The 25,094-nt window shown below is 35.7% G+C and carries 25 protein-coding genes; 9 read left to right on the top strand and 16 right to left on the bottom strand.

All coding sequences use genetic code 11. The features are described from left to right. Positions 1 to 8 precede the first annotated feature (8 nt). Positions 9 to 467, bottom strand: coding sequence for a MarR family winged helix-turn-helix transcriptional regulator (locus ACW0JX_RS03480; RefSeq protein WP_001132365.1), 459 nt, complete (start codon positions 465 to 467; stop codon positions 9 to 11). 269 nt (positions 468 to 736) lie between these two features. Here ACW0JX_RS03480 and glpT point away from each other — a divergent pair, with 269 nt between their 5' ends. The 6 genes from glpT (at position 737) to opp4A (ending at position 8,006) form a co-directional block, all read left to right on the top strand. After that, on the top strand, positions 737 to 2,086 hold the full coding sequence (gene glpT, locus ACW0JX_RS03475) for a glycerol-3-phosphate transporter (RefSeq protein WP_000466382.1): 1,350 nt from the start codon (positions 737 to 739) through the stop codon (positions 2,084 to 2,086). Between the two features lie 284 nt (positions 2,087 to 2,370). Beyond that, the gene (locus ACW0JX_RS03470) at positions 2,371 to 3,390 is read left to right on the top strand and encodes an ABC transporter ATP-binding protein (protein WP_459245366.1); all 1,020 of its coding nucleotides are present in this window, start codon (positions 2,371 to 2,373) and stop codon (positions 3,388 to 3,390) included. Further along, positions 3,377 to 4,303, top strand: a complete 927-nt coding sequence (locus ACW0JX_RS03465; protein WP_001196381.1) for an ABC transporter ATP-binding protein — start codon at positions 3,377 to 3,379, stop codon at positions 4,301 to 4,303. Before ACW0JX_RS03470 ends, ACW0JX_RS03465 begins: the two co-directional genes overlap by 14 nt. A gap of 14 nt (positions 4,304 to 4,317) precedes the next feature. Beyond that, the gene (gene opp4B / locus ACW0JX_RS03460; RefSeq protein ID WP_000265452.1) at positions 4,318 to 5,286 is read left to right on the top strand and encodes an oligopeptide ABC transporter permease; all 969 of its coding nucleotides are present in this window, start codon (positions 4,318 to 4,320) and stop codon (positions 5,284 to 5,286) included. An 18-nt stretch (positions 5,287 to 5,304) separates the two neighbouring features. Then, entirely contained in the window at positions 5,305 to 6,210 is a 906-nt protein-coding gene (locus ACW0JX_RS03455; protein WP_459245365.1) for an ABC transporter permease, read from the top strand. Between the two features lie 14 nt (positions 6,211 to 6,224). After that, a complete protein-coding gene (opp4A, locus tag ACW0JX_RS03450) occupies positions 6,225 to 8,006 on the top strand; it encodes an oligopeptide ABC transporter substrate-binding protein (RefSeq protein WP_459245364.1) in 1,782 nt (593 codons plus the stop codon). Positions 8,007 to 8,110: 104 nt separating this feature from the next. On the opposite strand, the gene ACW0JX_RS03445 is transcribed toward opp4A, so the two are convergent. The 4 genes from ACW0JX_RS03445 to ACW0JX_RS03430 all read right to left on the bottom strand — a co-directional run bounded on the left by ACW0JX_RS03445 (position 8,111) and on the right by ACW0JX_RS03430 (position 11,774). Further along, a complete protein-coding gene (locus tag ACW0JX_RS03445) occupies positions 8,111 to 8,227 on the bottom strand; it encodes a DUF4027 family protein (protein ID WP_000834733.1) in 117 nt (38 codons plus the stop codon). A gap of 203 nt (positions 8,228 to 8,430) precedes the next feature. Next, the gene (locus ACW0JX_RS03440) at positions 8,431 to 8,853 is read right to left on the bottom strand and encodes a universal stress protein (protein WP_000278001.1); all 423 of its coding nucleotides are present in this window, start codon (positions 8,851 to 8,853) and stop codon (positions 8,431 to 8,433) included. A gap of 65 nt (positions 8,854 to 8,918) precedes the next feature. Further along, the gene (locus ACW0JX_RS03435) at positions 8,919 to 10,370 is read right to left on the bottom strand and encodes a SulP family inorganic anion transporter (RefSeq protein WP_459245363.1); all 1,452 of its coding nucleotides are present in this window, start codon (positions 10,368 to 10,370) and stop codon (positions 8,919 to 8,921) included. A 156-nt stretch (positions 10,371 to 10,526) separates the two neighbouring features. Beyond that, on the bottom strand, positions 10,527 to 11,774 hold the full coding sequence (locus ACW0JX_RS03430) for an ArsR family transcriptional regulator (RefSeq protein ID WP_088022976.1): 1,248 nt from the start codon (positions 11,772 to 11,774) through the stop codon (positions 10,527 to 10,529). Between the two features lie 175 nt (positions 11,775 to 11,949). On the opposite strand from ACW0JX_RS03430, the gene ACW0JX_RS03425 reads away from it, so the two are divergent. Together ACW0JX_RS03425 and ACW0JX_RS03420 are read left to right on the top strand one after the other, a co-directional pair. After that, the gene (locus ACW0JX_RS03425) at positions 11,950 to 12,627 is read left to right on the top strand and encodes a response regulator transcription factor (RefSeq protein WP_459245362.1); all 678 of its coding nucleotides are present in this window, start codon (positions 11,950 to 11,952) and stop codon (positions 12,625 to 12,627) included. A gap of 11 nt (positions 12,628 to 12,638) precedes the next feature. Next, positions 12,639 to 14,030: a sensor histidine kinase gene (locus ACW0JX_RS03420; protein ID WP_454433651.1), complete on the top strand. Its 1,392-nt coding sequence runs from the start codon at positions 12,639 to 12,641 to the stop codon at positions 14,028 to 14,030. A gap of 165 nt (positions 14,031 to 14,195) precedes the next feature. Here ACW0JX_RS03420 and ACW0JX_RS03415 read toward each other — a convergent pair whose 3' ends face one another. Next, positions 14,196 to 14,717: a dihydrofolate reductase family protein gene (locus tag ACW0JX_RS03415; protein ID WP_459245361.1), complete on the bottom strand. Its 522-nt coding sequence runs from the start codon at positions 14,715 to 14,717 to the stop codon at positions 14,196 to 14,198. Between the two features lie 95 nt (positions 14,718 to 14,812). Here ACW0JX_RS03415 and ACW0JX_RS03410 point away from each other — a divergent pair, with 95 nt between their 5' ends. Next, positions 14,813 to 15,775: a helix-turn-helix transcriptional regulator gene (locus ACW0JX_RS03410; protein WP_459245360.1), complete on the top strand. Its 963-nt coding sequence runs from the start codon at positions 14,813 to 14,815 to the stop codon at positions 15,773 to 15,775. A gap of 28 nt (positions 15,776 to 15,803) precedes the next feature. Here ACW0JX_RS03410 and ACW0JX_RS03405 read toward each other — a convergent pair whose 3' ends face one another. The 10 genes from ACW0JX_RS03405 to ACW0JX_RS03360 all read right to left on the bottom strand — a co-directional run bounded on the left by ACW0JX_RS03405 (position 15,804) and on the right by ACW0JX_RS03360 (position 24,982). Beyond that, positions 15,804 to 17,240 (bottom strand): DUF4367 domain-containing protein, encoded by a 1,437-nt coding sequence (locus ACW0JX_RS03405; RefSeq protein ID WP_459245359.1) that lies wholly within the window; start codon positions 17,238 to 17,240, stop codon positions 15,804 to 15,806. Next, a complete protein-coding gene (locus ACW0JX_RS03400; RefSeq protein WP_459245358.1) occupies positions 17,206 to 17,763 on the bottom strand; it encodes an RNA polymerase sigma factor in 558 nt (185 codons plus the stop codon). Before ACW0JX_RS03400 ends, ACW0JX_RS03405 begins: the two co-directional genes overlap by 35 nt. A gap of 180 nt (positions 17,764 to 17,943) precedes the next feature. Further along, entirely contained in the window at positions 17,944 to 18,378 is a 435-nt protein-coding gene (locus ACW0JX_RS03395) for an HIT family protein (protein ID WP_459245357.1), read from the bottom strand. A gap of 62 nt (positions 18,379 to 18,440) precedes the next feature. After that, positions 18,441 to 18,818 carry an OsmC family protein gene (locus ACW0JX_RS03390; RefSeq protein WP_459245356.1) on the bottom strand — a complete coding sequence of 126 codons (378 nt, stop codon included), beginning with the start codon at positions 18,816 to 18,818 and terminating at the stop codon, positions 18,441 to 18,443. Then, a complete protein-coding gene (locus ACW0JX_RS03385) occupies positions 18,793 to 20,223 on the bottom strand; it encodes an amino acid permease (RefSeq protein ID WP_001187093.1) in 1,431 nt (476 codons plus the stop codon). The genes ACW0JX_RS03390 and ACW0JX_RS03385 overlap by 26 nt, the downstream gene beginning before the upstream one ends. Positions 20,224 to 20,427: 204 nt before the next feature. Beyond that, a complete protein-coding gene (locus tag ACW0JX_RS03380) occupies positions 20,428 to 21,072 on the bottom strand; it encodes an amino acid ABC transporter permease (protein ID WP_000345978.1) in 645 nt (214 codons plus the stop codon). After that, positions 21,073 to 21,729: an amino acid ABC transporter permease gene (locus ACW0JX_RS03375; RefSeq protein ID WP_001112682.1), complete on the bottom strand. Its 657-nt coding sequence runs from the start codon at positions 21,727 to 21,729 to the stop codon at positions 21,073 to 21,075. 84 nt (positions 21,730 to 21,813) lie between these two features. Further along, positions 21,814 to 22,644 carry a glutamine ABC transporter substrate-binding protein GlnH gene (glnH, locus tag ACW0JX_RS03370; protein WP_459245355.1) on the bottom strand — a complete coding sequence of 277 codons (831 nt, stop codon included), beginning with the start codon at positions 22,642 to 22,644 and terminating at the stop codon, positions 21,814 to 21,816. A 12-nt stretch (positions 22,645 to 22,656) separates the two neighbouring features. Then, a complete protein-coding gene (locus tag ACW0JX_RS03365; RefSeq protein WP_103574428.1) occupies positions 22,657 to 23,475 on the bottom strand; it encodes an amino acid ABC transporter ATP-binding protein in 819 nt (272 codons plus the stop codon). Positions 23,476 to 23,521: 46 nt separating this feature from the next. Further along, on the bottom strand, positions 23,522 to 24,982 hold the full coding sequence (locus tag ACW0JX_RS03360; RefSeq protein WP_023521044.1) for an alanine/glycine:cation symporter family protein: 1,461 nt from the start codon (positions 24,980 to 24,982) through the stop codon (positions 23,522 to 23,524). Positions 24,983 to 25,094: the final 112 nt, after the last annotated feature.

The raw sequence follows: 25,094 nt of genomic DNA, 5'->3' as shown, positions 1-25,094 counted from the left end.
AATTCCTCTTAGTTATTCTCTTTTTTCTCTTGTGTCCCGCAAATAATGGTTTCTAACTTCTCAAAGAGACGTAATAAATCTTCTCTTTCTTGCAACTCTAAATGTGAAAAGTATTTTGCAATATGCTCGTTGCGAGCTGTCATTGCCTCTTCTACTCTAGCTTTCCCCTTTTTCGTTAACTCGATGATGACAACACGACGGTCATCTTTGTCGTGATAGCGTTCTACAAGTTCTTGATCGATTAGACGATCAATCATCACTGTAATCGCGCTAGGCTTCACATACATCTTTTTTGCTAATGTTGTCGCTCTTGAAGCCCCATAATGATCTAAAATCTTTAAAATATAAAACTGCGGTGGTGTAAGTCCTGTTGCTTGCATTTGTTCTAATAACTCCGTCTGCATTTTCTTTCCAATCGAAAAGGCAAGAGCTTGAATTTTATCGATATGCGTCATATCATTTGGCATGTTATCCACCTCTTATTTAAACAATAAAATATTTAACGTATTTAAATATTAATCCCACGAACAAAATCCGTCAATACTTTTATTCATAAAAACGTTTACATTTTTGTCACAAAGTTGTATAATTTTCGACGAAGTTAATATTGACAGTCACGGAGAAACGGAGTACACGGCTATGAATCATAAAAAAGGAAACTTTTTTATATTTCATGGCCTTTTTATATTCTCTGTCTTAAAACGCTTCGAATTAATTAGGGGAGGATTTTCATTTTATGTTTTTCACACAATTATTTAAACCTGCGCCCCACGCGGAACGCTTACCAGCTGATCGCGTTGATAGCGAATACCGTAAATTACGTTTACAAGTATTCTTAGGTATCTTCATCGGTTATGCAGGTTACTACTTTGTTCGAAAAAACTTTTCACTAGCAATGCCATACTTAATCGAACAAGGCTTTAGTAAAGGGGAACTTGGGGTTATCCTTTCAGCAGTATCTATCGCTTACGGATTAAGTAAATTCTTGATGGGTATCGTATCCGATCGTTGTAATCCTCGCTACTTTTTAGCAGCTGGGCTATTTTTATCAGGTATCATTAATATTATTTTCGGCTCATTTTCTTTCATTACAACGAGCATTATACTTATGTTTGTACTTCAGTTTTTAAATGGATGGGTACAAGGTATGGGATGGCCTCCTTGTGGTCGTACGATGGTTCACTGGTTCTCTATTAGCGAACGTGGTACAAAAATGTCTATTTGGAACGTCGCTCATAATGTCGGCGGCGCGCTTATGCCTTCTCTTGTAACATTAGGCTTATACTTCTTCGCAGATGACTGGAAAAGTATTTTTTACTTCCCAGGTATTCTTTCAATTTTAGTTGGTATTTATGTATTAATTACGATGAAAGATACGCCTCAATCTTGTGGACTACCTTCTATTGAAGAGCATACTGGAGAATATCCACCAGATGAGAAAATAAAAGATCGCGAACGCGAACTTTCGGCAAAAGAAATTTTATTTAAATACGTACTAAACAATAAGTTTTTATGGTACATCGCTATTGCGAACGTTTTCGTATATTTCGTACGTTACGGCGTTGTAGACTGGGCTCCTACTTATTTAGTAGAAGAAAAAAGCTTTACTCATAGTAGCTCACGTACTGCTTACGCTCTATATGAATGGGCTGGTATTCCAGGTACACTTCTTTGCGGATGGATGAGTGATAAACTATTTAAAGGACGTCGTGCACCTGCTGGTATTTTATTTATGGTTGGTGTATTTATCGCAGTTCTTGTTTACTGGTTAAACCCTCCTGGTAATCCAATGGTTGATAGTATCGCACTTGTCGCAATTGGATTTTTAATTTACGGACCGGTTATGCTAATTGGTCTACACGCTCTAGATTTAGCACCAAAGAAAGCTGCTGGAACTGCAGCAGGCTTAACTGGATTCTTCGGTTACTTAGGCGGAGCTGCTTTCGCTAGTGCCGCTATGGGCTTTATCGTAGATGCATTCGGATGGGATGGCGGATTTATCTTATTACTTGCATCTTGCATACTTGCAATGTTCTTCCTTGCCCTTACTTTAAATACAGGATCAACAAAACAAAAGCAAGCTTAAGTACAAATATTATACTTATCAAAAAAAGAGAGACCATTCTTTCCAGAATGCCTCTCTTTTTTCTACATATAAATCTTTTTTCTTACAAAAGATTTATTTTCCTCTCATATATATGTTAGCGCTTCCAAACAACTTCAACACCTAATACAACTGCATTCAAATTTTATATAAAAAGATTTTTGAATATTTTTTCAACTTACCCTTGTCAAACATTGTCAATTTATATTAAAATAACAACAACATACAAAATATTTAGTTTTTTCAGAAAAGATGGAGGGATAGCCATGAAGAATCCACTTCTTCGTATTGAAAACTTGCAAACTTCCTTTCGTATACAAGATCAGTATCATGCAGCAGTTGATGATGTATCCTTAACTGTTCATGAAAATGAAATTGTTGCTATCGTTGGTGAGTCAGGATGCGGAAAAAGTGCACTTGCCCTTTCCATTATGCGATTGCATAATGAAGCAAATACAAAATTACAAGGGCAGCTTTACTATAGAGATAAGGACTTACTGACTATGTCAGCCTCAGAGATGAATAAAGTGCGCGGATCAAATATGGGAATGATTTTCCAAGAACCCCTTACAGCACTCAACCCTCTTATGACGGTCGGCAAACAAATCGAAGAAAATTTAAATTACCACACAAACCTTTCAAAAACAGAAAAAAAAGAACGCACCATAGAACTACTCCATCAAGTTGGTATTCCAAAACCAGAACTTACATATAAACAATACCCACACGAATTATCTGGCGGAATGAGACAAAGAATTGTTATCGCAATTGCAATTGCTTGTAAGCCAGGGCTCATTATTGCAGATGAGCCAACAACTGCACTTGACGTAACCATTCAAGCGCAAATTTTAGATTTATTACGTTCCATTCAAGAACAAACGAAAATGGGCATCATCTTAATTACACACGATTTAAGCGTCGTGGCCGAAACCGCTGATCGTATCGTCGTTATGTATGCAGGACAAGTTGTAGAAACAGGAACAGTCGAAGAGATTTTTAATAACCCTCTTCATCCATATACTCGTTCCTTATTAAATTCAATCCCGTCTGCATCTGCTGAAAAAGAAAAATTACATGTTATTCAAGGCGTTGTACCGACATTAGCTAAGTTACCTCGCACAGGTTGTCGATTCCAAGCACGGATTCCATGGATTAGACCTGATCAACATGAAGAAAATCCCGTTTTACATGAAGTAAAACAAGACCATTGGGTACGTTGCACTTGCTACAAACATTTCAATTTCCAACATAAGAAAGGAGATGACGTAACTCATGGCACTGCTTAAAGTAGAAGATTTAAAAGTACACTTTCCAATTAAAGGTGGTGTTTTCGGCCGTACATTAGATTACGTTCGTGCTGTTGATGGCGTAAGCTTCGAACTACAACCTGGCGAAACATACGGAATCGTTGGGGAATCTGGGAGCGGCAAATCAACAACTGGAAAAGCAATTATGCACTTAACAAAAGCGACAGGCGGTAGCATCCATTTTAATAATAGAGATTTAACAAAATTAAGTCGCTCAGAACTAAGAGAACAACGAAAAGATATTCAGATGATTTTTCAAGATCCTTATTCATCCTTAAACCCGAAGAAACGTGTTATGGATATTATCGCTGAACCACTTCGAAATTTTGAGAAACTCTCACCTGATGAAGAGCGTAGAGCTGTTCAAGATTATCTTGATAAAGTTGGATTAAATCCTGAGTCTATGTATAAATACCCACATGAATTTTCCGGTGGACAAAGACAGCGGATTGGTATTGCACGCGCACTTACACTAAAACCGAAGCTTATTATCGCAGATGAACCTGTATCCGCGCTTGACGTGTCGGTACAAGCTCAAGTTTTAAACTTCTTGCAAGATTTACAATCTGAACTCGGACTAACATACCTATTTATTAGTCATGATTTAGGTGTAGTTCGCCATATGTGTGACCGTATCGGTGTTATGTATCGCGGACGCATTGTGGAAGAAGCAACTAGTGCTGAAATTTATAATAATCCACAGCACATCTATACGAAGCGCCTAATATCAGCTATTCCTGATATTCGTCCAGAAAACCGCGAGCAACAACGTAAATTGCGTCGTGAGGTAAGCGTTGAGTATGAGAAATCATACGAAAGTTATTTCAATGAAAATGGTCGTGCTTACGATTTAAAACCAATCTCGCCAACACACCGGGTGGCATTACCTTAAGGGAGTGATAAAATATGTGGAAATTTATATTACGCCGGGTTTTAGTTATGATACCGCAATTATTCATATTAAGCGTACTCGTCTTTACACTGGCTAAGGCAATGCCAGGTGATGCATTAAGTGGCGCTGAACTAGCAAACCCAAAAGCCGATCCAAAAGTGCTCGAAGAACAACGTGAAAAACTAGGTTTAAACGATCCTATTCCCACTCAATATGTAAGGTGGATTTCAAATGCTGTACAAGGGGATTTCGGTATTTCTTACGCACATAAAATAAAAGTAACAGATATTATCGGGGAACGTCTTGGCAATACCATACTGTTAGCTCTTCTTATTCTTATTCTTACTTACTTAATTGCTATTCCACTTGGAGTTATAAGTGGACGTTGGAATGATACGTGGGCTGATCGACTCATTACGCTCTATAACTTTTTAGGATTCGGTACACCACTATTTATTTTCGGGTTAGTAATGTTATTCTTATTCGGCTTTTTATATCCAATTTTCCCTACGAGTGGTAGCGTTGATCCACAAGTTGCAACAGGATCATTTGATTACTATTTAAGTAAATTCAATCATATGATTTTACCAGCTTTATCTGGGGCATTAATTGGGACTGTAGGAACTGTACAATATTTACGAAGTGAAATTATCGATACGAAACATAAAGATTTTGTACGCACAGTAAAAGCAAAAGGTGTACCAGAATCTAAAGTATATTCCAGACATATTTTAAGAAATTCATTTTTACCAATTGCAGCATTTTTAGGATATGAAATTACAGGTTTAGTTGGAGGCTCTATTATTCTAGAAAATATTTTCGGCTATCCAGGAATTGGACAACTATTTTTCCAATCTATCACTCAACGTGATTTCAGTGTCGTAACTGCTCTTGTATTATTTACTGGATTCGCAACGCTACTCGGGACTCTTCTTTCCGATATTATTCTAAGCATCGTTGATCCACGTATTCGTATTGATTAATGGAGGTGAAGAAACGTTATGTTAGCAAATCCTGAAAAACAAACTGAAGTCATTCATTACGAAAAGAGCCCCTCTGGTTTCTCCATTATGTGGCGAGAATTTCGTAAAGATAAACTAGCAATGTTTTCTCTATTCTTTTTAGCTTTAATATTAATAGCCGTTTACGCAACTTCATTTATTATGAAGCAAGAAGATATCGTCCGAGTCGATTTGTTCGCTATTTATGACCCTCCTTCTGCTGAACATTGGTTAGGAACTGATTATGGAGGCCGTGATATTTTCGGACAATTAATTATTGGTACACGTAACTCCTTTACAGTTGGTTTAGCCATCACTCTTTTAGCAACCCTTATCGGTCTTACGACGGGACTAATTGCTGGCTATTTTGGCGGAGTTGTCGATAACATCATTATGCGTTTTATCGACTTCATGATGATTTTACCATTCTTAATGATTGTTATCGTGTTTATCTCACTCATTCCAACTTTCAATATTACAACTTTTATTCTCATAATGACGGCTTTCTTATGGGTCGGAAAAGCAAGGCTTATACGCTCTAAAGTATTGACTGAGAAAGAACTTGATTACGTATCTGCATCAAAAACGTTAGGAACACCAAATTGGAAAATAATCTTCCAGCAAATATTACCTAATCTAAGTTCTATTATCATCGTAAATATTACATTAAATCTTGCTGGTAACATCGGGATCGAATCTAGTTTAACTTACTTAGGCTTCGGTCTACCAGAAAGCACACCGAGTCTTGGTACACTTGTAAGTTACGCAACAAATCCAGATGTATTGCAAGAAAAGTGGTGGATTTGGTTACCCGCATCAATCATGATTTTAGTGCTGATGCTGTGTATAAATTTTATTGGTCAAGCGTTAAAGCGTGCGGCTGATGCGAGACAAAGAAAAGGATAAGGGGTGGAGAAGTTATGAACAAACCAAAACTGTACAAAGTATTAAGTACACTTGCTGCTTCAACATTATTACTATCTGCATGTGGGGGTGCTGATAGCGGTAGTAAAAAGGCAAACACAAAAAAAGTAGAAACAAATAAATTTAGTGCTACTGTAAAAAATGACAGTAAAGAAATTAAAGACGGATCATTAACTTATGGACTCGTTTCAAATTCACCTTTCGCTGGTGTTTTAAGTAGAGTATTGTATGAAGTTGCTCCAGATTCAGAAATTATGGATTTCTTTGATGAAGGTTTATTAGCTACAGATAAAAACTGGGAAATTACAAATGACGGTGCTGCAACTTATACAATTTCTGAAGATAAAAAAACAATTACTATTAAGATTAAAGATAATGTAAAATGGCACGATGGTAATCCTGTAACAGCCGAGGATTTAGAATATTCTTACTTAATTATTGGTAATAGTAAATATACAGGTATCCGTTACGACACACAAATGCAAATGATTGAAGGTATGGAAGAATATCACACTGGAAAAGCTGACAAAATTTCCGGTATTAAAGTAGTCGATCCAAAAACAATTTCCATTACTTATAAAGAAGTAAACCCTTCATTGAAAACTGGTATTTGGACATATCCTACACCTAAAAAATATTTAGGCGATGTACCAATTGAAAAACTAGCTGAATCTGATAAAATCCGTCAAAATCCAATCGGGTTCGGTCCATTTAAAGTGAAGAAAATCGTTCCTGGTGAATCAGTTGAGTATGAGCGCTTTGATGATTACTGGGGTGGCAAACCTAAGCTGAAAAATGTAACATTAAAAGTTGTAAATCCATCTATTGTTAGTGCATCTCTGAAAAAAGGTGATATTGATATTGCATCAATTACTGCTGACCAATATCCGAACGTAAGTAAATTAAAAAACACACAACTAATTGGTAAAACTGACCTTGCTTACACTTATATCGGATTTAAGTTCGGACATATGGACAAAGCAAAGAATGAAGCTGTAATGGATAACGATAAATTCAAAGACGTTCGTTTACGTCAAGCGATGGCATATGCAATTGATAGAGAAAAATTAGGAGAAAAAGTATATCACGGACTTCGTGTTCCAGCTAACTCTCCAATTCCACCATCTATGCCAAAGTACCATAATAACAATGTTGGCGCATATAACTTAGATATAGATAAAGCAAAAAAACTATTAGATGAAGCTGGCTATAAAGACAAGAATGGTGATGGATTCCGTGAGGATCCAAAAGGTAATGAACTTAAAATTAACTTCCTAGCTAGTAACGGTAGTGAAACAAGTGAACCACTTGCAAAATTCTATATTCAATCTTGGAAAGATATCGGCTTAAAAGTAGAACTTGTTGATGGACGCTTACACGAATTTAATGCTATGCGTGATATGATTAAAAAAGATGATCCGAAGGTTGATATTTTCTCTGGTGCTTGGAATACTGGCTCTGACCCTGACCTTTCTGGCCTATGGGGCAAAAATGCCGGATTCAACTACCAACGCTGGGTAAATGATGAAAATACGAAGTTATTAGACGCAGGATTATCAGAAAAAGCTACTGATGAAAAATATCGTAAAGAAGTATACGATAAATGGCAAAAATTAATTCATGACGAAGCACCGATGATTCCAATTCATTACACATTCGATTTAACAGGTGTTAATAAGCGCGTGAAAGATTTTAATGTCAACACTGAAGTGAATCAAATTACTTCAAAATGGAAAGACGTTACTGTAACAAGCGAAAAGCCAGAAGTAGAAAAATAATCATAAAAATAGCTCTTAGCATCCACATACATGCTAAGAGCTATTTTTTATTTACAATCCTTTTCTTACTATTTATAACAACCAATTCCTTCCCTACTCTAATATTAAAAGATTTGATGAAATACCTTTATTAAAACAGCTAACGTAACAGATGCAGCAAATCCTCCTAGACAAATTAAGCTTACCCCTTGACTATATGACAAATTTTGAAATGATTTCATTGCTTCCATCCTCCCTATCTCCCCTTTGATACTTTTATTTTACCAATGGGAAAAATTTCATAACATCGATTTCTCTAACAACTAACTTACAAATTTGTAAGTTAACATCTTCTCAACTTATATATCTAGTATTTCCACAAATAAGAGTCATTTATACATAAAAAAGACCTCAGTTATACTAAGGTCTTTAGTTACATTCTATTTCATTTTATAATCATCACCGGACATTTCACTCGTTTTGCTATTTTATGACTGACACTACCAAGCACCATTTCTTGCAGTGTGTTTAGCCCTCTGCTTCCAGCGATAACAAGATCTATATCTCCTGTATTTACATATTGAACAATTGTATCTCCAGGATCACCATGTAATATCGTAATTGTATAAGATATGTTCTCTTTCTTTAATAAAACTTCAATCTCTTTTAATTTATCTTTTCGACTAGCCGATATTGTTTCTAAATCTGTTTGACCTTGTATAATATCTGATTTTGCCGTTCTATTATCTACTACGTACACAACTTCAACATTTGTTTCTTCGCTACATTTCGCAATATATGTTGCATGTTCCGCTGCTCGAAGTGCATGTTCAGAACCGTCACATGCTAATATAATTTGTTTGTACATATGCTGAATCCCCTTTTCGTTATCCTACTCGTATTATATAATAAAGCCCCCTAAAAAGGAGGCTTTTAACTAGCAATTCTGTTATTATAAGTAGCTAAATTTGCAACAAGTTTTGAGCTACGTTCATTTAATCCTGTTATACTTACTTTCACACCACTTTGCTCATACTTTATGATAACTTTATCAATTGATGCCACCGCTGAATCATCCCATACGTGCGCATGAGTAAAATTCATTTCAATTTCTTTTACATCTTCATTAAATGAAAAATTATTTATGAAATCGGCTGTGGATGCAAAGAAAAGTTGACCGTGAATTTCGTATATTTTCTTATTTTCAATATATAAATGTTTCACGTGAATCTTTGCCATATTGAATGCAAATAACACCGCACTAATTACTGTTCCGATAATTACACCTACTGCTAAGTTATGTGTAATTAGGACAATCACAACTGTTACGATCATAACAAATGCGTTTCCTTTTGGTACTTTATGAATCGTTGTTACAGAGTTCCAATCAAACGTTCCGATTGAAACCATAATCATAACCGCAACTAAAGCTGCCGTCGGAATATGAACGACATAATCTCCTAAAACGAATAGTAATACGATTAAAAATCCGCCCGCTACAAATGTTGATAGGCGACCTCGTCCACCTGATTTAATATTAATAACAGATTGACCGATCATTGCACATCCTGCCATTCCTCCGAAAAATCCAGCAACGATGTTTGCGATCCCTTGTCCGCGTGCCTCTTTATGCTTATTACTTTCTGTATGCGTCATATCATCTAAAACTGAAGCTGTTAATAAAGACTCTAGTAAACCAATGATTGCAAGCATAACTGCATAAGGTAAAATAATCCCTAATGTTTCTAATGTAAATGGCACATCAGGAATACTAAAGAACGGTAATTCTTTCGGCAGGCTTCCCATATCCCCTACTGTTTTCAACTGTAATCCGCTCATAAGTGCAATGCTCGTCACAATAATAATTGAAATAAGCGTAGAAGGTACAACCGTTGTAATACGTGGAAATAAATATATAATTGCAAGTCCTAATACAACGAGTGCATACATTTGCCAAGTTGCATTTTTAAAATGCTGTAATTGCGCTGTAAAAACTAAAATTCCAAGTGAATTTAAAAAACCACTCATAACAGATTTCGGCACAAACTTCATAAATGAGCTCAGTTTGAACACGCCAAAAATAATTTGGACGATACCTGTTAATATTGTTGTAGCAAATAAATATTGCAAACCATGATCTTTAACAAGCGTTACCATTAATAATGCCATTGCACCTGTTGCAGCTGAAATCATTCCAGTCCTTCCGCCAACAAATGAAATGGTAACCGCAATACAAAAGGCTGCGTATAGTCCAACTGTCGGATCCACGCCTGCAATAACAGAGAAGGCTATCGCTTCAGGGATTAATGCTAAAGCAACGACAATTCCTGATAACACGTCCCCTCTCACATTAGAAAACCAATCATTTTTTATCGTTTGAAACAAAATACCACTCCTCTACTCCTTTATAATTTGATTTTCTCCATAAGAAAATCTAGCCGACTGCACGAAAGCAATTATATAACGAGTAGAAGATTTTTTGCTATGTAAAAGTTTCCTAAAGAAAAAGACGCTACCTTAGTAGCATCTTTTCTCATTTCATTAATGTCCACCGTGTCCTTGACCACTTTCCTGAACAATTTCTAACCTCTCATCTAGTATTCCTTGTGTTTCAAATGAAATATCACTCGTACTTCCTAATAAGAAACCGTGATTATATGGTCCAAGTGTTGGATCATCTTTAAACTTCGGCTGAATGCTTGCAAGGAAGTCATACACTGGTTGTGAAGCTTTACCTTCTTCTAATAATACAACAGGTGCGTGTTTACCCATATGTGAAAAAGGTGCCCCAGCAACTGCTAAATCTGGTGTTTTGCTTGAAACAAATGACACACCGTGACCAGGTTTTGTGAATCCCCAGCCAAATTTTGTTTTTTCATCTTTAAATTTAGCGAACGCAATCGAGTTTTCTGTAGGGGTCTCTCCACTAATACGCGTTACTTTCCCGTATTTGCTTAACTCTTTTTCTACTTCTTTTGAAACAATTTTTTCTGGCCCTAATACATATATATTTGCTTTATCTTTTCTCATTTTTAATGCCTCTATTGTCGCTTCTGGCACTTTATCCTTTTCTGTATAGAGTAGTGGTTCCGGCATATGAGAAATCCAGTTTACAGCGGGTGTTGTATATAAGCGTCCTTCTTCTGCAGATGAACCGATAATAACACTATTTGGGTAGCTTCCTGTTATATCGGCATACTCCTTATCAACATCTTTCGCAAATATAGCTGGGTCCGTTTCTTTTATTTGTTTTACTTTATAACCTTTTAATTGTTCAAGCGCGCTAGTACCTACATCCCCCATCACCATAATTTGTGTTCCATCTTTCGTTCCGATTGGATTTAATCGTTTTATTTCTTTTAACGTCATTTCCGGTATCTTTTCTTTTTCTATAAATAAAATCGGCCCGTTATTCGGATGATGAATAAGGTCTGCACTCGCAATACCTAATTGCCACTCGCTTGCTGGTACTAAAATAACAGCACCCGGCTGGTTCTCTTTATGGGTTGCTGGCCATATCGTTTGCGAAGTTAACACTGCCATTTGCAGGGGATCATTTGTATTTAACCTTGTTACATTTTTTAAACTTGTCGTTAATAAATCATTCGATGCCCCTTCGTTCATTTCTTTTGGCGCCGTTACCTCCTGATTCATTTTCATTTCCTTTTGCTCTGTTTTCTTCTCTTTTGTAGATTCATGGTTTTTATGGTCTGTATTCGTTTGTCCACATGCAGCAAGACCAACTGCTGTAATTATTGTTATCCCAAAAATTCGGGTCATTTTTTTCATTATACCGCCTCCGTATTAATCATTTTTGAGCCAATATGATTACCTAAAATGTAATTTCAACTCCACAATAACAAGCAATTCTGAAGAAATTATGCAGACACATCATAATCTGCACCATTTCTTCATGATTTTGCATTACACTTTAAGTAACGATTATAAATATGGAGGGCTCTCTATGATTGATATACTGCTCGTAGACGATGAACCGAGAATGCTTGAATTATTAACGCTTTATCTTACCCCAATTGGATATAACTGCGTATGTGCGACTTCAGGAGAAGAAGCTATTTTACATATAGAAAATCGAAACTTTAAATTTGTTTTACTCGATATTATGATGCCAAAGATGGACGGATGGGAAACGTGCAAAAAAATCCGATCTTTTAGTAACATTCCTATTATTATGGTTACAGCTCGTGATCAAACAGTAGATGTCGTTCAAGGATTAAAACTTGGAGCCGATGATTACGTAACGAAACCTTTCCATGAAGAAGAACTTTTCGCAAGAATTGAAGCCGTTTTAAGACGTACAAATGAACATAAACAAATCCAATATCACGGTATTGTATGGGATGAAACAAAACACTTCGTTTCTGTCCATAATGAAGAACTCCTTCTCACACCAATTGAATTTTCTTTACTCGGATTATTTTTACGCCATGTGAACTACGTATTAAGCCGTGATCAGCTCATCGAACGAATTTGGGGGTTAAACACAAATACAGAAGATCGCACAGTCGATTCACATATTCGTAATTTACGTGATAAATTGCGAAAAGCACATTTCCCTATTGATCATCATTTAAAAACCGTGTATGGAGTAGGTTATCGATGGATTGATACTGAACAGTAAGGGGCAAAACGATGAAACGAATTTCAATTCAATTCGGATTTTATTTTTTAATTGTTACACTTTTAATTGAAAGTGTTCTCTTTATTTTGCTCTATTATAGTCTTGTAAATACTAGAGTAAATGAAGAAATGACAGCTTTATTAAAGCGAGGGAATAGTCATCGAGATGTACTTGAAAAATATTACGATAAGCAAACCATCTCTCACGTAGCATTAATGGAATCTGAAGCTGAAACAACTGTCGTTATTACAAATGCAAATAAAGAAATATTAGCTAAATCTAACGAAATAAACACGACTATAAACGATCATATTAGTAAAATGCAAACCCGAACAGACCATAATGGAGCGATTATAGAAAACCATTGGAAAACATCTAATTATATATGTACAGTTAGCCCCATTGTAGTAGATGGAAAACATAAAGGCTATGTGTACATGTTTCTTGGAACAGAATCAATTGAAAAGTTAGTTAATGGATTAACGAAACAATTCATTATTGCTGGTGCTATCACGTTTCTACTCACAGTCATCACAATTTTCCTATTATCACGTTTATTAACAAAACCATTGTTACACATGAAACATGCCACTGAAAAAATGAGTAAAGGCGATTTGTCCGTTTCGTTAACGACTACTCGAAATGATGAAATTGGCGAACTAGCATCATCTATTCAAACGCTCGCAAATGATTTACATTATATGAAAACAGAGCGAAGTGAATTTCTAGCAAGTGTTGCTCACGAATTACGAACACCGTTAACATACGTAAGAGGTTATGCTGACATTGCTTTAAAAGAAAGCACCTCTCCTGAACAACGTTTGCGATATTTATCAATTATAAAAGATGAGTCTGATTACATTACAAACTTAGTTCAAGATTTATTTTCACTTGCACAAATGGAACAACATAACTTTTCTATTCAAGTAAAGGAAGTGCATTTACACACCTTCCTTACTCGCATAGCTGAAAAAGTAAACGCCATGTATAAAGAAAGATACATTAAAGTTTCTTTCTCTTGTTCTCCTACATTGCTAGTAAACTTAGATGAACAGCGATTTGAACAAGTTATAGTAAACATTTTAAATAACGCTTATAGACATTCAAAAGAACATTCTCATATAAACATTTCTATTACAGAAGAACATAAACGTATCTCCATTACAATTGAAGATGAAGGCGAAGGTATTCCTCCTGAAGACCTCCCTCACATTTTCGACCGCTTTTATCGTGTTGATAAAGCTAGATCACGAGCTACAGGTGGAACTGGTTTAGGACTCTCTATCGTGAAGGAAATTGTAGAGCTACACGGCGGGAATATTACAGTAACGAGTGAAGTCAATCACGGGTCTTGCTTTATAATTTCATTACCATCTATAAAGAAACACGACTATCATCAGTAGTCGTGTTTCTTTATCCCGCATTAACGGGCAGTAAGACCCCTACATCAAAATTCAGCGGAAGCAAAGAAGTTAGGTGGGGGATCAACTGCCCGTAAAAGCCCGATTGGTTCAACTAATAATCAGTGGGAGATGAACAAAACCCCCACTGATTAAAGTTTCACTTTATCATTTTACTTTATAATATAAATTTACAAATTGCCCAAAACGTTTCGTATCCGTTAAAGTTAAATTAATTTCTGGATTCTTGTCTTGAAATAACGGAACTCCAGAACCTAATATGTGAGGGGTAATCGTGACAACATATTCATCAATTAGATTATTCTTAAAGAATTCTCTCAGTAGCTCTCCTCCACCAACCATCCATATTTTAGATCCTTCTTGTGCTTTTAACCTTTTTGTAAACTCCACTACATCTTCATTTACAAATTCCACGTTTCCGTCTGAACCTTTTTCTGAACGAGAAAAAACATAACATGCTTTATCTAAGTACGGGAATGTTTCCGTATGCTCTACTACATAATCGTACGTTTTCTTTCCCATAATTATTGTATCAATCGTTTCGTACATTTCTGTATAACCGTTATCTCCATCTCCTTCCGTTTCCATTAACCACTCTAAATCATCATTTTCTTTCGCAATATATCCATCTAAGCTCGCCGCTATAAATAAAACTATTTCACGTGACATATCTTTTCCTCCTTGCATCTCATCTTGATAACATATGATGTAAACAATATACTAACAATAAAACATGACAATTTATGTCATGTTAAAAAGAAAAGGTGATACATTTGTCAAAAGCTAAACGCTTATTAGATATTCTTATATTTGCTTCTGCGAAAAAAACATTTACAGCTCAAGAAATAGCTGATGAATTTAACATTTCCGTTCGTACGGTTCATAGATACATTTTAGATTTAAGTGATATGGGATTACCCATTTATGCTGAACAAGGTCGTAATGGAGGATATAAAGTATTAACAACTAGGGTCATTCCACCTATCTTATTTACGGAAGAAGAAGCGGTCTCCATCTTTTTTGCCTTTCAATCTTTAAGCTACTACAGAGACTTGCCTTTTAATACAGAAATCAATTCTGTCACTCATAAACTATATAGCTCTCTACAACATGAGGCGAAAGCGAAAGTTGATAAAATACGTTCTTATATCTCCTTTTGGAATCCGAAGAGAACAATTGAGACCCCACTTTTAAACAAAGTGTTAACAGCGGCTATTGAAAATAAAAATTTACACTTTCAATACGAATCTAAATCAGGGATAAAAACAAAACATGTTCATCCGATTGGTGTATATGCTCACGACGGGTTATGGTACTTACCGTCCTATGACTTCGGTAGAAAAAAAGTATTACTGTATCGCGTTGATCGTATTCTCTCAATATTATCGATGGAAGAAAATACAGATACATTCATGAATTTAGAAGAGTGGTTTGCCTCTAACTCTAACGTAGTACACAGTCCTACTCAGTTACATGTTTTACTGACAACAGAAGGCGTACGCCAATGTAAAAGCGTTCCTTACCTTGAGGAATTCGTTATAGTAAACGAGGATGGGACAGGATATATACATTCAACAATTGATAAAGGTGAGATTAACTTTATTACTCCTTTATTTTATAGACTTGGAAAAGATGCAAAAGTGCTAGAACCGAAAGAATTGATAGATGGTTTACGTATACGTGCAAAAGAAGTTTTACATATGTATGAAGACGAAAAAAGCTGCTAAATATAAGCAGCTTTTTGTGTATTTGTTCCTATTGTTTTGACTGTTGACGAATATCAAACCACCAACGATGTTTCGCATTCATATTTTCAGTGTCGCCAGTCCCTCTGTAATTGAAAGCATCCAAAAAGATTGAATCTAGTTTATCCTCATCTACAAAATAACCTAAGTTAACTTTTACCGTTTCTCCTGGTCGGATACTGCCAATATTGTAGAAGCTTTTCCCATCTCCGTGAGGCTCTAAATAATCAACTTCTCCCGTCATAATACGCGTTGCATCCATTCCCTCTTCTTTAGCGTATTTCCATGCATTCCCTTCAAATTTAAGCTGCTTTATGGATGGATGCATATAGATTTCTTCTGTCGCCTGTTTACCAATATTTCTCACTGTTGTTGTCAAGTAGACAAATTTAACATTAACTAATTGCGAATCTACTAATGTATCAATTGAATCTTTACCATTCCCTAATTTATATACATCCCGTCTGTACGATAGCAGTTTTCCCGTCTGATCTAAAGCCTTCTTCTTGCTTAATATCCCTAGGCCAAGTTCATTAAAGTTCTCTTGTTTAAAATCTTTAATCGAATCAAAAACTTCAACTTTTTCTATCACATATTCAATTTGGCTGTTATCCATAGATATCGTTACTGGAACCTTTTGCCCTATATGAAATAGTCGTTTGCTATCTTTTTTCAAAGGAATCACTTTAGGTTTTTTAGGTTCATCTGCTTGGCTAAAATACTTTTTATCATAATTTGATATATGTGATGCCTTTTCTTTTGACGTGGGCTCAAGTGAAATATTCCCTAAGACATCTATCATTTGTTCTTCATTTATATCTGATCCAATAAAACTTTCTAACATAATCCCTTCTTTCTCAAAAAAGAGAAAGACCTTCCTATCAAACATTACATTGTTGTTTCCAGTTTCTTTATGAACAATTACTGCTTTCTTGCCACCTATCTCTTTTTCTTCGTAGCTTTTTGAATATAAAGTTTGAAAGTCCGCATTTTCCCCTACTCTCCAAAGACTAAATGAAAAGCCTCCATTTGCGTCGTTATCTTTAAATGAATATTTCATAGCAGAGTCATCAATTGCTTCCATATTTTCTGGCAATTTACCAATCTTCAACTTATACCACTTATCACTCTTTTTCGAGTCCTTGTTTGTTACTGAAACATTTACTTCGTAATTTTGTTTTTGGACAATCATATTATAGACTTTCACTGCACCAAAAACGGTTGTCGGTATACCAATCAATAAGCAGGCAGCAGCGATTAACATACGATGTCTTTTACGCTTTTTCTGTGGTTGTCCATCTTTCAGCTTCATTTCCTCCATAAACAATTTCTTTTTGCGCGTATATGTATGTGAAAATTCATGTTGTTCTTCGGATTTATCAAAATCATCTAAAGCAATTTTTTCAGCAAGTTCATATATTTCTTTGGAGTTCTTTGAATTCGTCATGTTGTATACCTCCTAGCATATTTTGGACTCGTTTTCGAGCGCGTTCAAACTGCTTGCGGACATTAGCCTCCGTAATCCCCATTACACTTGAAATTTCTTGATACGTTAAGTTATAGAAGACTTTGTACTTAAACACCTGTCTGTTAGATTCATTTAACTCTTTTAGCAATGTATCAATTTGAACCTCAGACATTTTACGTTTTTCCCACTCTTCAATATTTTCATCTACTGCTTCTATTGATTCTCTTTCATATTCTTCTAAAAATGTTTCATGTCGTTTATTTTTCCGGTAACTATCAATCGCCTTGTTTTTCGCGACCCTCAAAATATAGCGTTTAAGCTCTTGAGTAGCCAAGCTATGGAGCTTTTCCAAGTTCTTATAAAGAGTAATAAACGTCTCTTGAACCGCATCTTCAGCCTGTTGAATATTATTTAAAATAGAATAAGCTACATAATAAATTTTTTGTTCATACAACTCATATAGCTCTTCCATCTTTTCATAATCGTTGTTTGTAACTTTCATATAATTCCTCCTCTCACTCTATATAACGAATGAGCACTGTAACTTTGTGACACTGCAAAATCTTTTTATAGATAAAATTTAATAATAGAATAAGCAAAAGCCCAATTTCTCTATTGTAACTAAGAAATTGGGCTTTTTAATATTAGAATTTTCCTGACTGTATCTCTAAGAAAAATTCTTTTACACCTTTTCAATATGCAGTATTTGCTCTATCGCTTCTTTTAACAAATTCTTTGTCTCTTCAAAGTTATGATTCTTCTTTTCCTCCGGTTGCACCGTATAAAACTCAGCAAACGAGCGCTCTTTATATCTTGGTACGACATGCATATGGTAATGTGTTAACTCGTTAAATACTCCACCATTTTGACAAACTGTAACTCCATCTGGTTTGTATAATGCCTTAATCGCTTTTGCAATCAGCTTAGAAGCATCCATAATGGATTTTGCTACAACATCATCTAATTCGTCTACTTCTACAACATGTTGCTTTGGCACAATTAAAGTATGTCCTGTATAGAAAGGTTCATGATCTAAAAAACATGTTACATAGTCATCTTCATATATTTTATATATTTTTTCCTCTCCGCCTGCTAATTTACACCCTAAACATTCCATCATATTTCCCCCTTTATTAAAAACATAAAAACGTGAGAGCCGTATTCTCACGTTTTTATGTTTCATTTTATTAGTTCAATTGTTTCCGTAACCTTTATACTATCTTTTACAGATTGAACAATCGTACAATTTTTCACTGCAAGCTGCAATGCTTTGTCCAACTGCTCTTCTGTAATGTTTTCCGCTTTAATTTTATAGTTCAAATGAACACTTTCAACTGGTTTTGATAAAGCTTCACTTCTACCAATTTCAGTTTCAATTGTAAACGTATCGTATGTAATACGTTTCTTTTCTAAAATTGTTCGAAAGACAATTGCACTACATCCTGCGATAGAAGAAACGAGTAATTGTAACGGTGAATACCCGTTTTCTTTTCCAATCGCTAATTGAGCGTACGATAAATCTGCCTTTATATCATCGTGTTTGATTGTTAGTTTCATTTGTTTTGTCCATCTCCACTTTCATCGGTTTCTGCTGTTTCTTACTCATATAATAATAATATATATAGCAGAAAATGATAAATGGAATACCGCAGTATAACGCCATTCTTTGTTCAGGAATAAACGCTAAACTAATAACAACGATGCTATTTGTAATTAAAGCTAAAATTGGAACAATCGGATATAGTGGTGTTCTATACTTTAAGTCCTCTAACTTTCCTCCGCCTTTTATATACTGACTTCTAAAGCGAAGTTGCGATAGAGCAATAATGATCCAACTTGAAACAGCCGATAAACCAGCTATCGATAATAAGTACATGTATACTGTATCTTCTGCAAGGAAACTTGTGAATAGGGATAATCCAGCTACCGCAATCGTTACGACTAGCGCTGTAATTGGAATACCACGTTTATTTACTTTCTTGAAAGAAGTTGGTGCCATTCCTTCATTTGCAAGTGACCATAATATACGTGTCGCTGCATATAATCCAGAGTTCGCTACAGATAATAACGCAGTAATAATAACGAAGTTCATAATATCAGCTGCGTATGGAATACCAATTTTATCAAATACGACTACAAATGGGCTTTCAATTACACCTGCTTCTTTCCAAGAAATTAATCCTACTAAAATCGTCATTGTTAAAATGAAGAATAACATAATGCGCCATACTGTATTACGGATCGCACGTGGAATTGTTTTTTCTGGATTTTCACTTTCTCCCGCTGCAATTCCGATTAACTCTGTTCCTTGGAACGAGAAGTTAACTGTAATCATTGTAAGTAATACGGCAGCTAGTCCATTCGGGAAAAGTCCACCATCGCTTACAAAGTTAGAGAAAAGAGGTGCTGCTTCTTTTCCGTCATATGATATAAATCCTAATAATGCACTACCACCAAGAACAACAAATGCAAGGATTGTAATTACTTTAATACTAGAAAACCAAAATTCTAATTCAGCGTAGCTTTTCGCTGAGATAGCATTTGACGCATATAGAATAACGCCGAATACAAGGCACCATACCCAAACATCAACATTTGGAAACCATCTTTTCATCATTAAACCGATTGACGTTAATTCTAGTCCTACTGTTACTGCCCAGCCAAGCCAGTATAGCCAGCCGATCATAAAGCCCGTTCCTGGTCCAATAAACTTCGTCGCATACTTTTGGAAAGAACCTGAAACTGGCATTGCTACCGTTAACTCTCCAAGACAAAGCATTGTTAAATACATAATAAATCCGCCTACTAAATATGAAAGGATGGCCCCCCCTGGTCCAGCCTGATTAATAGTGTAACCTGAACCTAGGAAAAAACCAGTTCCGATTACACCACCAAGTGCGATCATAAATAAATGTCTACTCTTCATCGTACGATGTAATTTCTCATTCGTTGGTTGCTGCATCTAAATCCTCCCCCTACCATACCCCTATGTCTTGTTAAAATTTTCTGATAATAAAAATATACACGAAAGCGATTACATTTTCTATATAAAATTAAAACTTTTCTGATAAAATAATATAAAAAATCTAATTATCGCAAGATTTAGATTCTATTTAGAGGAAAATAAGGATAAACAAGGAAAAAACTCTTACATATATTGTAAGAGTCAACGAAGTTCTAACCTTCTCGATAAAATTGATAAACTATAATTTACGATAAAATACATACAAGCAACTACTATAAACGTCGGAATCATATAATTTACATTTTGCCCGCTAATAATTTGAGCATTATGAATAAGCTCTGGTAGTGATATAACGACTGCTAGCGCTGTATCTTTCAGCAATGAAATAAACTGACTGACAAGTGGCGGGACCATTCTTCTTAATGCTTGTGGCAAAATAATATGCCACAGCGCTTGCACATACGTTAATCCGGAAGACCTCGCTGCTTCGATTTGCCCTTTTTCGATAGATAATAGACCACTTCGAACAATTTCAGATATCATTGCAGCTTCAAATATTGTTAAAGCAACAATTGTAGCTGTTATAATTTCTAATTTCAAGCCTGCTTCTGGAAGTGCAAAATACGTGAAAAATATAATTAACAGTAGTGGTAAGTTTCGAATCACTTCAACGATAATTCCTAATATTTGTGAGACGACAGGTATTTTCGTGTAGCGCAATATTCCTATTACACTACCGATAATAAAGCTAAGTACAATTGCTACGAGCGCTACCTCTAACGTTATAAGTAATCCTTTTAATAAAAATAGAATATGATCCCCTGTAATTGCCCCCTTAAAATCCATTTACACCGCCTCCTTTGCCAAGCGTTTTTCTAAATAACGCACTAGCATACTGAGCGGAATTGTTAATATTAAATAAAACATCCCGACAAATATATAAACATCAAACGTAACAAACGTCTTCGTTGAAATTAAATCTCCTTGATACATTAAATCAGTACCAGCGATAATTCCGAGTATGGAAGAGTTTTTTACTAAATTGAGAAATTGATTTCCTAGAGGAGGAATTACGATTTTCATCGCTTGAGGTAAGACAACATAATACATCGCCTGTACATACGTTAACCCTGAAGACCTTGCTGCTTCCATCTGACCTTTCGCGACTGATAGAATACCAGCGCGAATGACTTCCGCAATAAAAGCTGCCGTATATACCGTAAGCGTAACTGTTCCTGCTACAAAACCATTTAAAGTAATTCCTATTACAGGTAAAGCGAAATAAAATATAAATGCAATTAATACGAGTGGAATATTTCTTACAAACTCTACAAAAGCTGATCCTACCCAATTTAAAATACGAATCGGTGCAATACGCATTACCGCCAAAATTACTCCTAAAATAAAGCTTCCTATTAATGCAATTACACTAGACATAACTGTATACTTAAAGCCTTCTAAATACATATCAATGTTATTCGTTAGTATAGAAAAATCAGGCACATATTCTCCCCTCTTTCTTTACAAGAAGAGGATGAGCATCCCTCATCCTCTCACTCTTATTATTTATTCCAATTAAGTGTCACTTTATTTTTCTTGTTTTTGACCAATCCATTTCTCATACAATTTATCGTATTCTCCATTCGCTTTCATATCTTTTAGCAAGCTATTAATCTCTTTCGTTAAATCATCTGCACCTTTTTGCACTGCAATTCCGTACGGTTCATCCGTGAAAATTTCCCCTACAACTTCATAATTTGAATCTTGTTTTGCCATGCCGTAAAGAATTGCATTATCTGTTGTTAAAACATCACCTTTTCCTGCTTTTAACGCCGTAAACGCCTCACTGTAATTTTCAAATTCTAATACAGTCGCTTCTGGTGACTTTTGACGAATGTTATTTGTAGATGTTGAGCCTTTTACAGCTAATACTTTCACACCTTGTTTTATATCATCAATACTCTTAATATTGCTTCCTTTTTTCACAAGTAACGATTGCCCTGCTTTAAAATATACATCTGAAAAATCAACTTCTTTTTTACGTTCTTCCGTAATTGTCATTGTTGCGATAATTGCATCAATGTCACCGTTTTTCAGTAGTGGAATACGCGTTTTAGACGTTACTTCTTTTAATTCTAGTTTCTTTTCATCTCCAAGGATTTTTTTCGCAAGCGCCTTTGCGATATCAACATCAAATCCTTCTACCTGCCCTGTTGAAGGATTTTTCAAGCCAAATAAGTTCGTATCATTCTTCACTCCAACTACTAGTTTCCCCCGCTTCTTAATTTGTTCAACAGCCCCGCCTTGCTTCGTATTCGTTTCTTTCGCCTCATCTTTTTTACTTCCGCACCCAGCAACGACAAGTACGAATAAACATGAAAATACGATTAACGTAAACAACTTTTTCATTTTAAGCATGAAATTCCTCCTTTAATGATTTAACACTCTTCTTAAAAATAGACGCGCTCTTTCTTGTTCAGGACTTGCAAAGAATTGCACTGGTGTTGTATCCTCAATGATTTGGCCATCATCCATAAATAAAATTCGATCTGCTACTTCTCTTGCAAATCCCATCTCATGCGTGACGACGACCATCGTCATCCCTTCTTTAGCTAGCGTTTTCATAACATCAAGTACTTCCCCAATCATCTCCGGATCAAGAGCAGACGTAGGCTCATCGAATAGCATAATTTCCGGCTGCATCGCAAGTCCTCTAGCAATTGCTACCCTTTGCTGTTGTCCTCCGGATAGTTGATGCGGATATACATTAGCCTTCTCCGGGATTCCTACTTTCTCTAAATAAAACATTGCTGTTTTTTCTGCTTCTTCTTTGGAAACTTTATTTACTTTAATAGGTGCTAGTGTAATATTTTGAAGAACCGTTTTATGCGGGTATAAATAAAAATGCTGAAAAACCATCCCGATATTTCGGCGTAATTCATTCATATCTGTTTTTGCATTGTGTACCTCCGTATTTTGTACGATTAATTCTCCGTCGGTAATTGTCTCTAGCTGATTTATACACCGAAGCAACGTGCTTTTTCCTGATCCTGAAGGACCAACTACTACTACCACTTCGCCTTTTTTCACTTGCACATTAATATTTTTCAAAACTTGAAAGTTGCCATAATATTTATTTACGTTACGAAACTCTATCAACATACTCACCCCTTCCCCTAACAAAGCATGTACATTCTTTTTATATTCAAAAACAGTCCCAAAAATAACTTTTAGCTTCAATTTGTCCATAAAAAAAAGCAAAGAGTTTCCCCTTTACTTCTTCATTTCTATTCTGTTAAGATACTTCTTCTTTCTTATCTTTCCCGTATTCATGCTCCCAGAAATCAGCATTTTTAATTCCTAATTCCTGCGGATCAAATACTGGATCTTTACCTTCTTTTTTCTGCTTTTCATAGTCTTTTAATGCGATCAATGCTGGTTTTTGTAGTAGTAAAATCGCGATAATGTTAACCCATGCCATAATCCCTACACCAATGTCACCTAAAGCCCATGCTGTTGCAGCTGTTTTTACACAACCATAGAATACGACTCCTAAGAATACAAATTTTAGTACGATGGACATCCAAGGACGGTCTTTATCACGATTTAAGTATGCAATATTCGTTTCTGCAATGTAGTAATACGCCATAATTGTTGTAAACGCGAAGAATAGTAAAGAGATTGCAACGAAACCATTTCCAAATCCAGGGAAAACAGATTCTACCGCTGCCTGTGTATAACCAGGACCCGGCTGTGCACCATTTAATTTATTGACGATAAAGTTTTTTCCGCTTGCATCAAATACGTTATACATGCCTGTAATAATCATCATAAATGCTGTTGCTGAACAGACGAATAATGTATCAATGTAAACGGAAAATGCTTGTACTAACCCTTGTTTAGCTGGATGTGATACTTCAGCAGCTGCCGCCGCATGGGCCCCAGTTCCTTGCCCTGCTTCATTGGAATAAATACCACGTTTTACTCCCCAAGAGATTGCTAAACCAATAATTCCACCAAAAGCTGCTTCTAATGCAAATGCACTTTTTAAAATTAACATGAAAGCATCTGGTAATTTTTCAATATTCATAGCAACAATGACGCAAGCTACTAAAATATAACCAAGCGCCATAAATGGCACTACAACTTGCGCTACGTTAACAATTCGCTTAACTCCACCAAAAATAATAAGCGCTAATGCCGCTACTAATACCGCTCCAGATACAGAAGTATTAATACCGAAAGCTGTTTCCAAACTTACAGCAATACTATTTGCCTGAACACCCGGTAACAGCATCCCCGTTGCAAGAATTGTTGCTGCAACGAATACTAATGCATACCATTTAACCCCTAACCCTTTTTCAATGTAATAAGCTGGACCACCACGGAATTGGCCTTGATGCTTCGTCTTATATATTTGTGCAAGTGTCGATTCTACATAAGCAGAACCTGCTCCTAGAAAAGCTACCACCCACATCCAAAAGACAGCTCCTGGACCACCAAATGCAACAGCCGTTGCAACACCCGCAATATTTCCTGTTCCAACGCGCCCTGATAAAGAAAGTGCTAACGCCTGGAACGAAGAAACACCAGCATCCGATTTTTCTCCTTGAAATGTAAGCTTCACCATTTCTCCTACATGCCTTACTTGTAAAAACCTCGTTCGAATGGAAAAATATAAACCTGCTCCTAAACATAAATAAACAAGTGCTGGACTCCAAACAATATTATTGATCCAACTTACGATAGCTTCCAACATTCCCCCTCCTCTTTTTATAAAGAATATTCAGAATATATATAAAATTATAAGTGTATACCGAATCTAGGACAATATTATTTTAATAAAGTAAACATATTTTTGTATAAAA

The organism is Bacillus sp. C-3-6 (assembly GCF_054509685.1).
Note: the sequence above shows the minus strand (reverse complement) of the source record. Positions and strands in the feature narration are given on the sequence as shown.

Coding starts and splice junctions, on each gene's coding strand:
- glnH (WP_459245355.1), bottom strand. CDS start 22,644: ATGCTTAAAATGAAAAAGTTGTTTACGTTAATCGTATTTTCATGTTTA.
- ACW0JX_RS03420 (WP_454433651.1), top strand. CDS start 12,639: ATGAAACGAATTTCAATTCAATTCGGATTTTATTTTTTAATTGTTACA.
- ACW0JX_RS03425 (WP_459245362.1), top strand. CDS start 11,950: ATGATTGATATACTGCTCGTAGACGATGAACCGAGAATGCTTGAATTA.
- ACW0JX_RS03455 (WP_459245365.1), top strand. CDS start 5,305: ATGTTAGCAAATCCTGAAAAACAAACTGAAGTCATTCATTACGAAAAG.
- ACW0JX_RS03445 (WP_000834733.1), bottom strand. CDS start 8,227: ATGAAATCATTTCAAAATTTGTCATATAGTCAAGGGGTAAGCTTAATT.
- ACW0JX_RS03385 (WP_001187093.1), bottom strand. CDS start 20,223: ATGCAGCAACCAACGAATGAGAAATTACATCGTACGATGAAGAGTAGA.
- ACW0JX_RS03395 (WP_459245357.1), bottom strand. CDS start 18,378: ATGGAATGTTTAGGGTGTAAATTAGCAGGCGGAGAGGAAAAAATATAT.
- glpT (WP_000466382.1), top strand. CDS start 737: ATGTTTTTCACACAATTATTTAAACCTGCGCCCCACGCGGAACGCTTA.
- ACW0JX_RS03365 (WP_103574428.1), bottom strand. CDS start 23,475: ATGGACAAATTGAAGCTAAAAGTTATTTTTGGGACTGTTTTTGAATAT.
- ACW0JX_RS03465 (WP_001196381.1), top strand. CDS start 3,377: ATGGCACTGCTTAAAGTAGAAGATTTAAAAGTACACTTTCCAATTAAA.
- ACW0JX_RS03400 (WP_459245358.1), bottom strand. CDS start 17,763: ATGAAAGTTACAAACAACGATTATGAAAAGATGGAAGAGCTATATGAG.
- ACW0JX_RS03480 (WP_001132365.1), bottom strand. CDS start 467: ATGCCAAATGATATGACGCATATCGATAAAATTCAAGCTCTTGCCTTT.
- ACW0JX_RS03430 (WP_088022976.1), bottom strand. CDS start 11,774: ATGAAAAAAATGACCCGAATTTTTGGGATAACAATAATTACAGCAGTT.
- ACW0JX_RS03440 (WP_000278001.1), bottom strand. CDS start 8,853: ATGTACAAACAAATTATATTAGCATGTGACGGTTCTGAACATGCACTT.
- ACW0JX_RS03405 (WP_459245359.1), bottom strand. CDS start 17,240: ATGACGAATTCAAAGAACTCCAAAGAAATATATGAACTTGCTGAAAAA.
- opp4B (WP_000265452.1), top strand. CDS start 4,318: ATGTGGAAATTTATATTACGCCGGGTTTTAGTTATGATACCGCAATTA.
- opp4A (WP_459245364.1), top strand. CDS start 6,225: ATGAACAAACCAAAACTGTACAAAGTATTAAGTACACTTGCTGCTTCA.
- ACW0JX_RS03380 (WP_000345978.1), bottom strand. CDS start 21,072: ATGGATTTTAAGGGGGCAATTACAGGGGATCATATTCTATTTTTATTA.
- ACW0JX_RS03415 (WP_459245361.1), bottom strand. CDS start 14,717: ATGTCACGTGAAATAGTTTTATTTATAGCGGCGAGCTTAGATGGATAT.
- ACW0JX_RS03470 (WP_459245366.1), top strand. CDS start 2,371: ATGAAGAATCCACTTCTTCGTATTGAAAACTTGCAAACTTCCTTTCGT.
- ACW0JX_RS03390 (WP_459245356.1), bottom strand. CDS start 18,818: ATGAAACTAACAATCAAACACGATGATATAAAGGCAGATTTATCGTAC.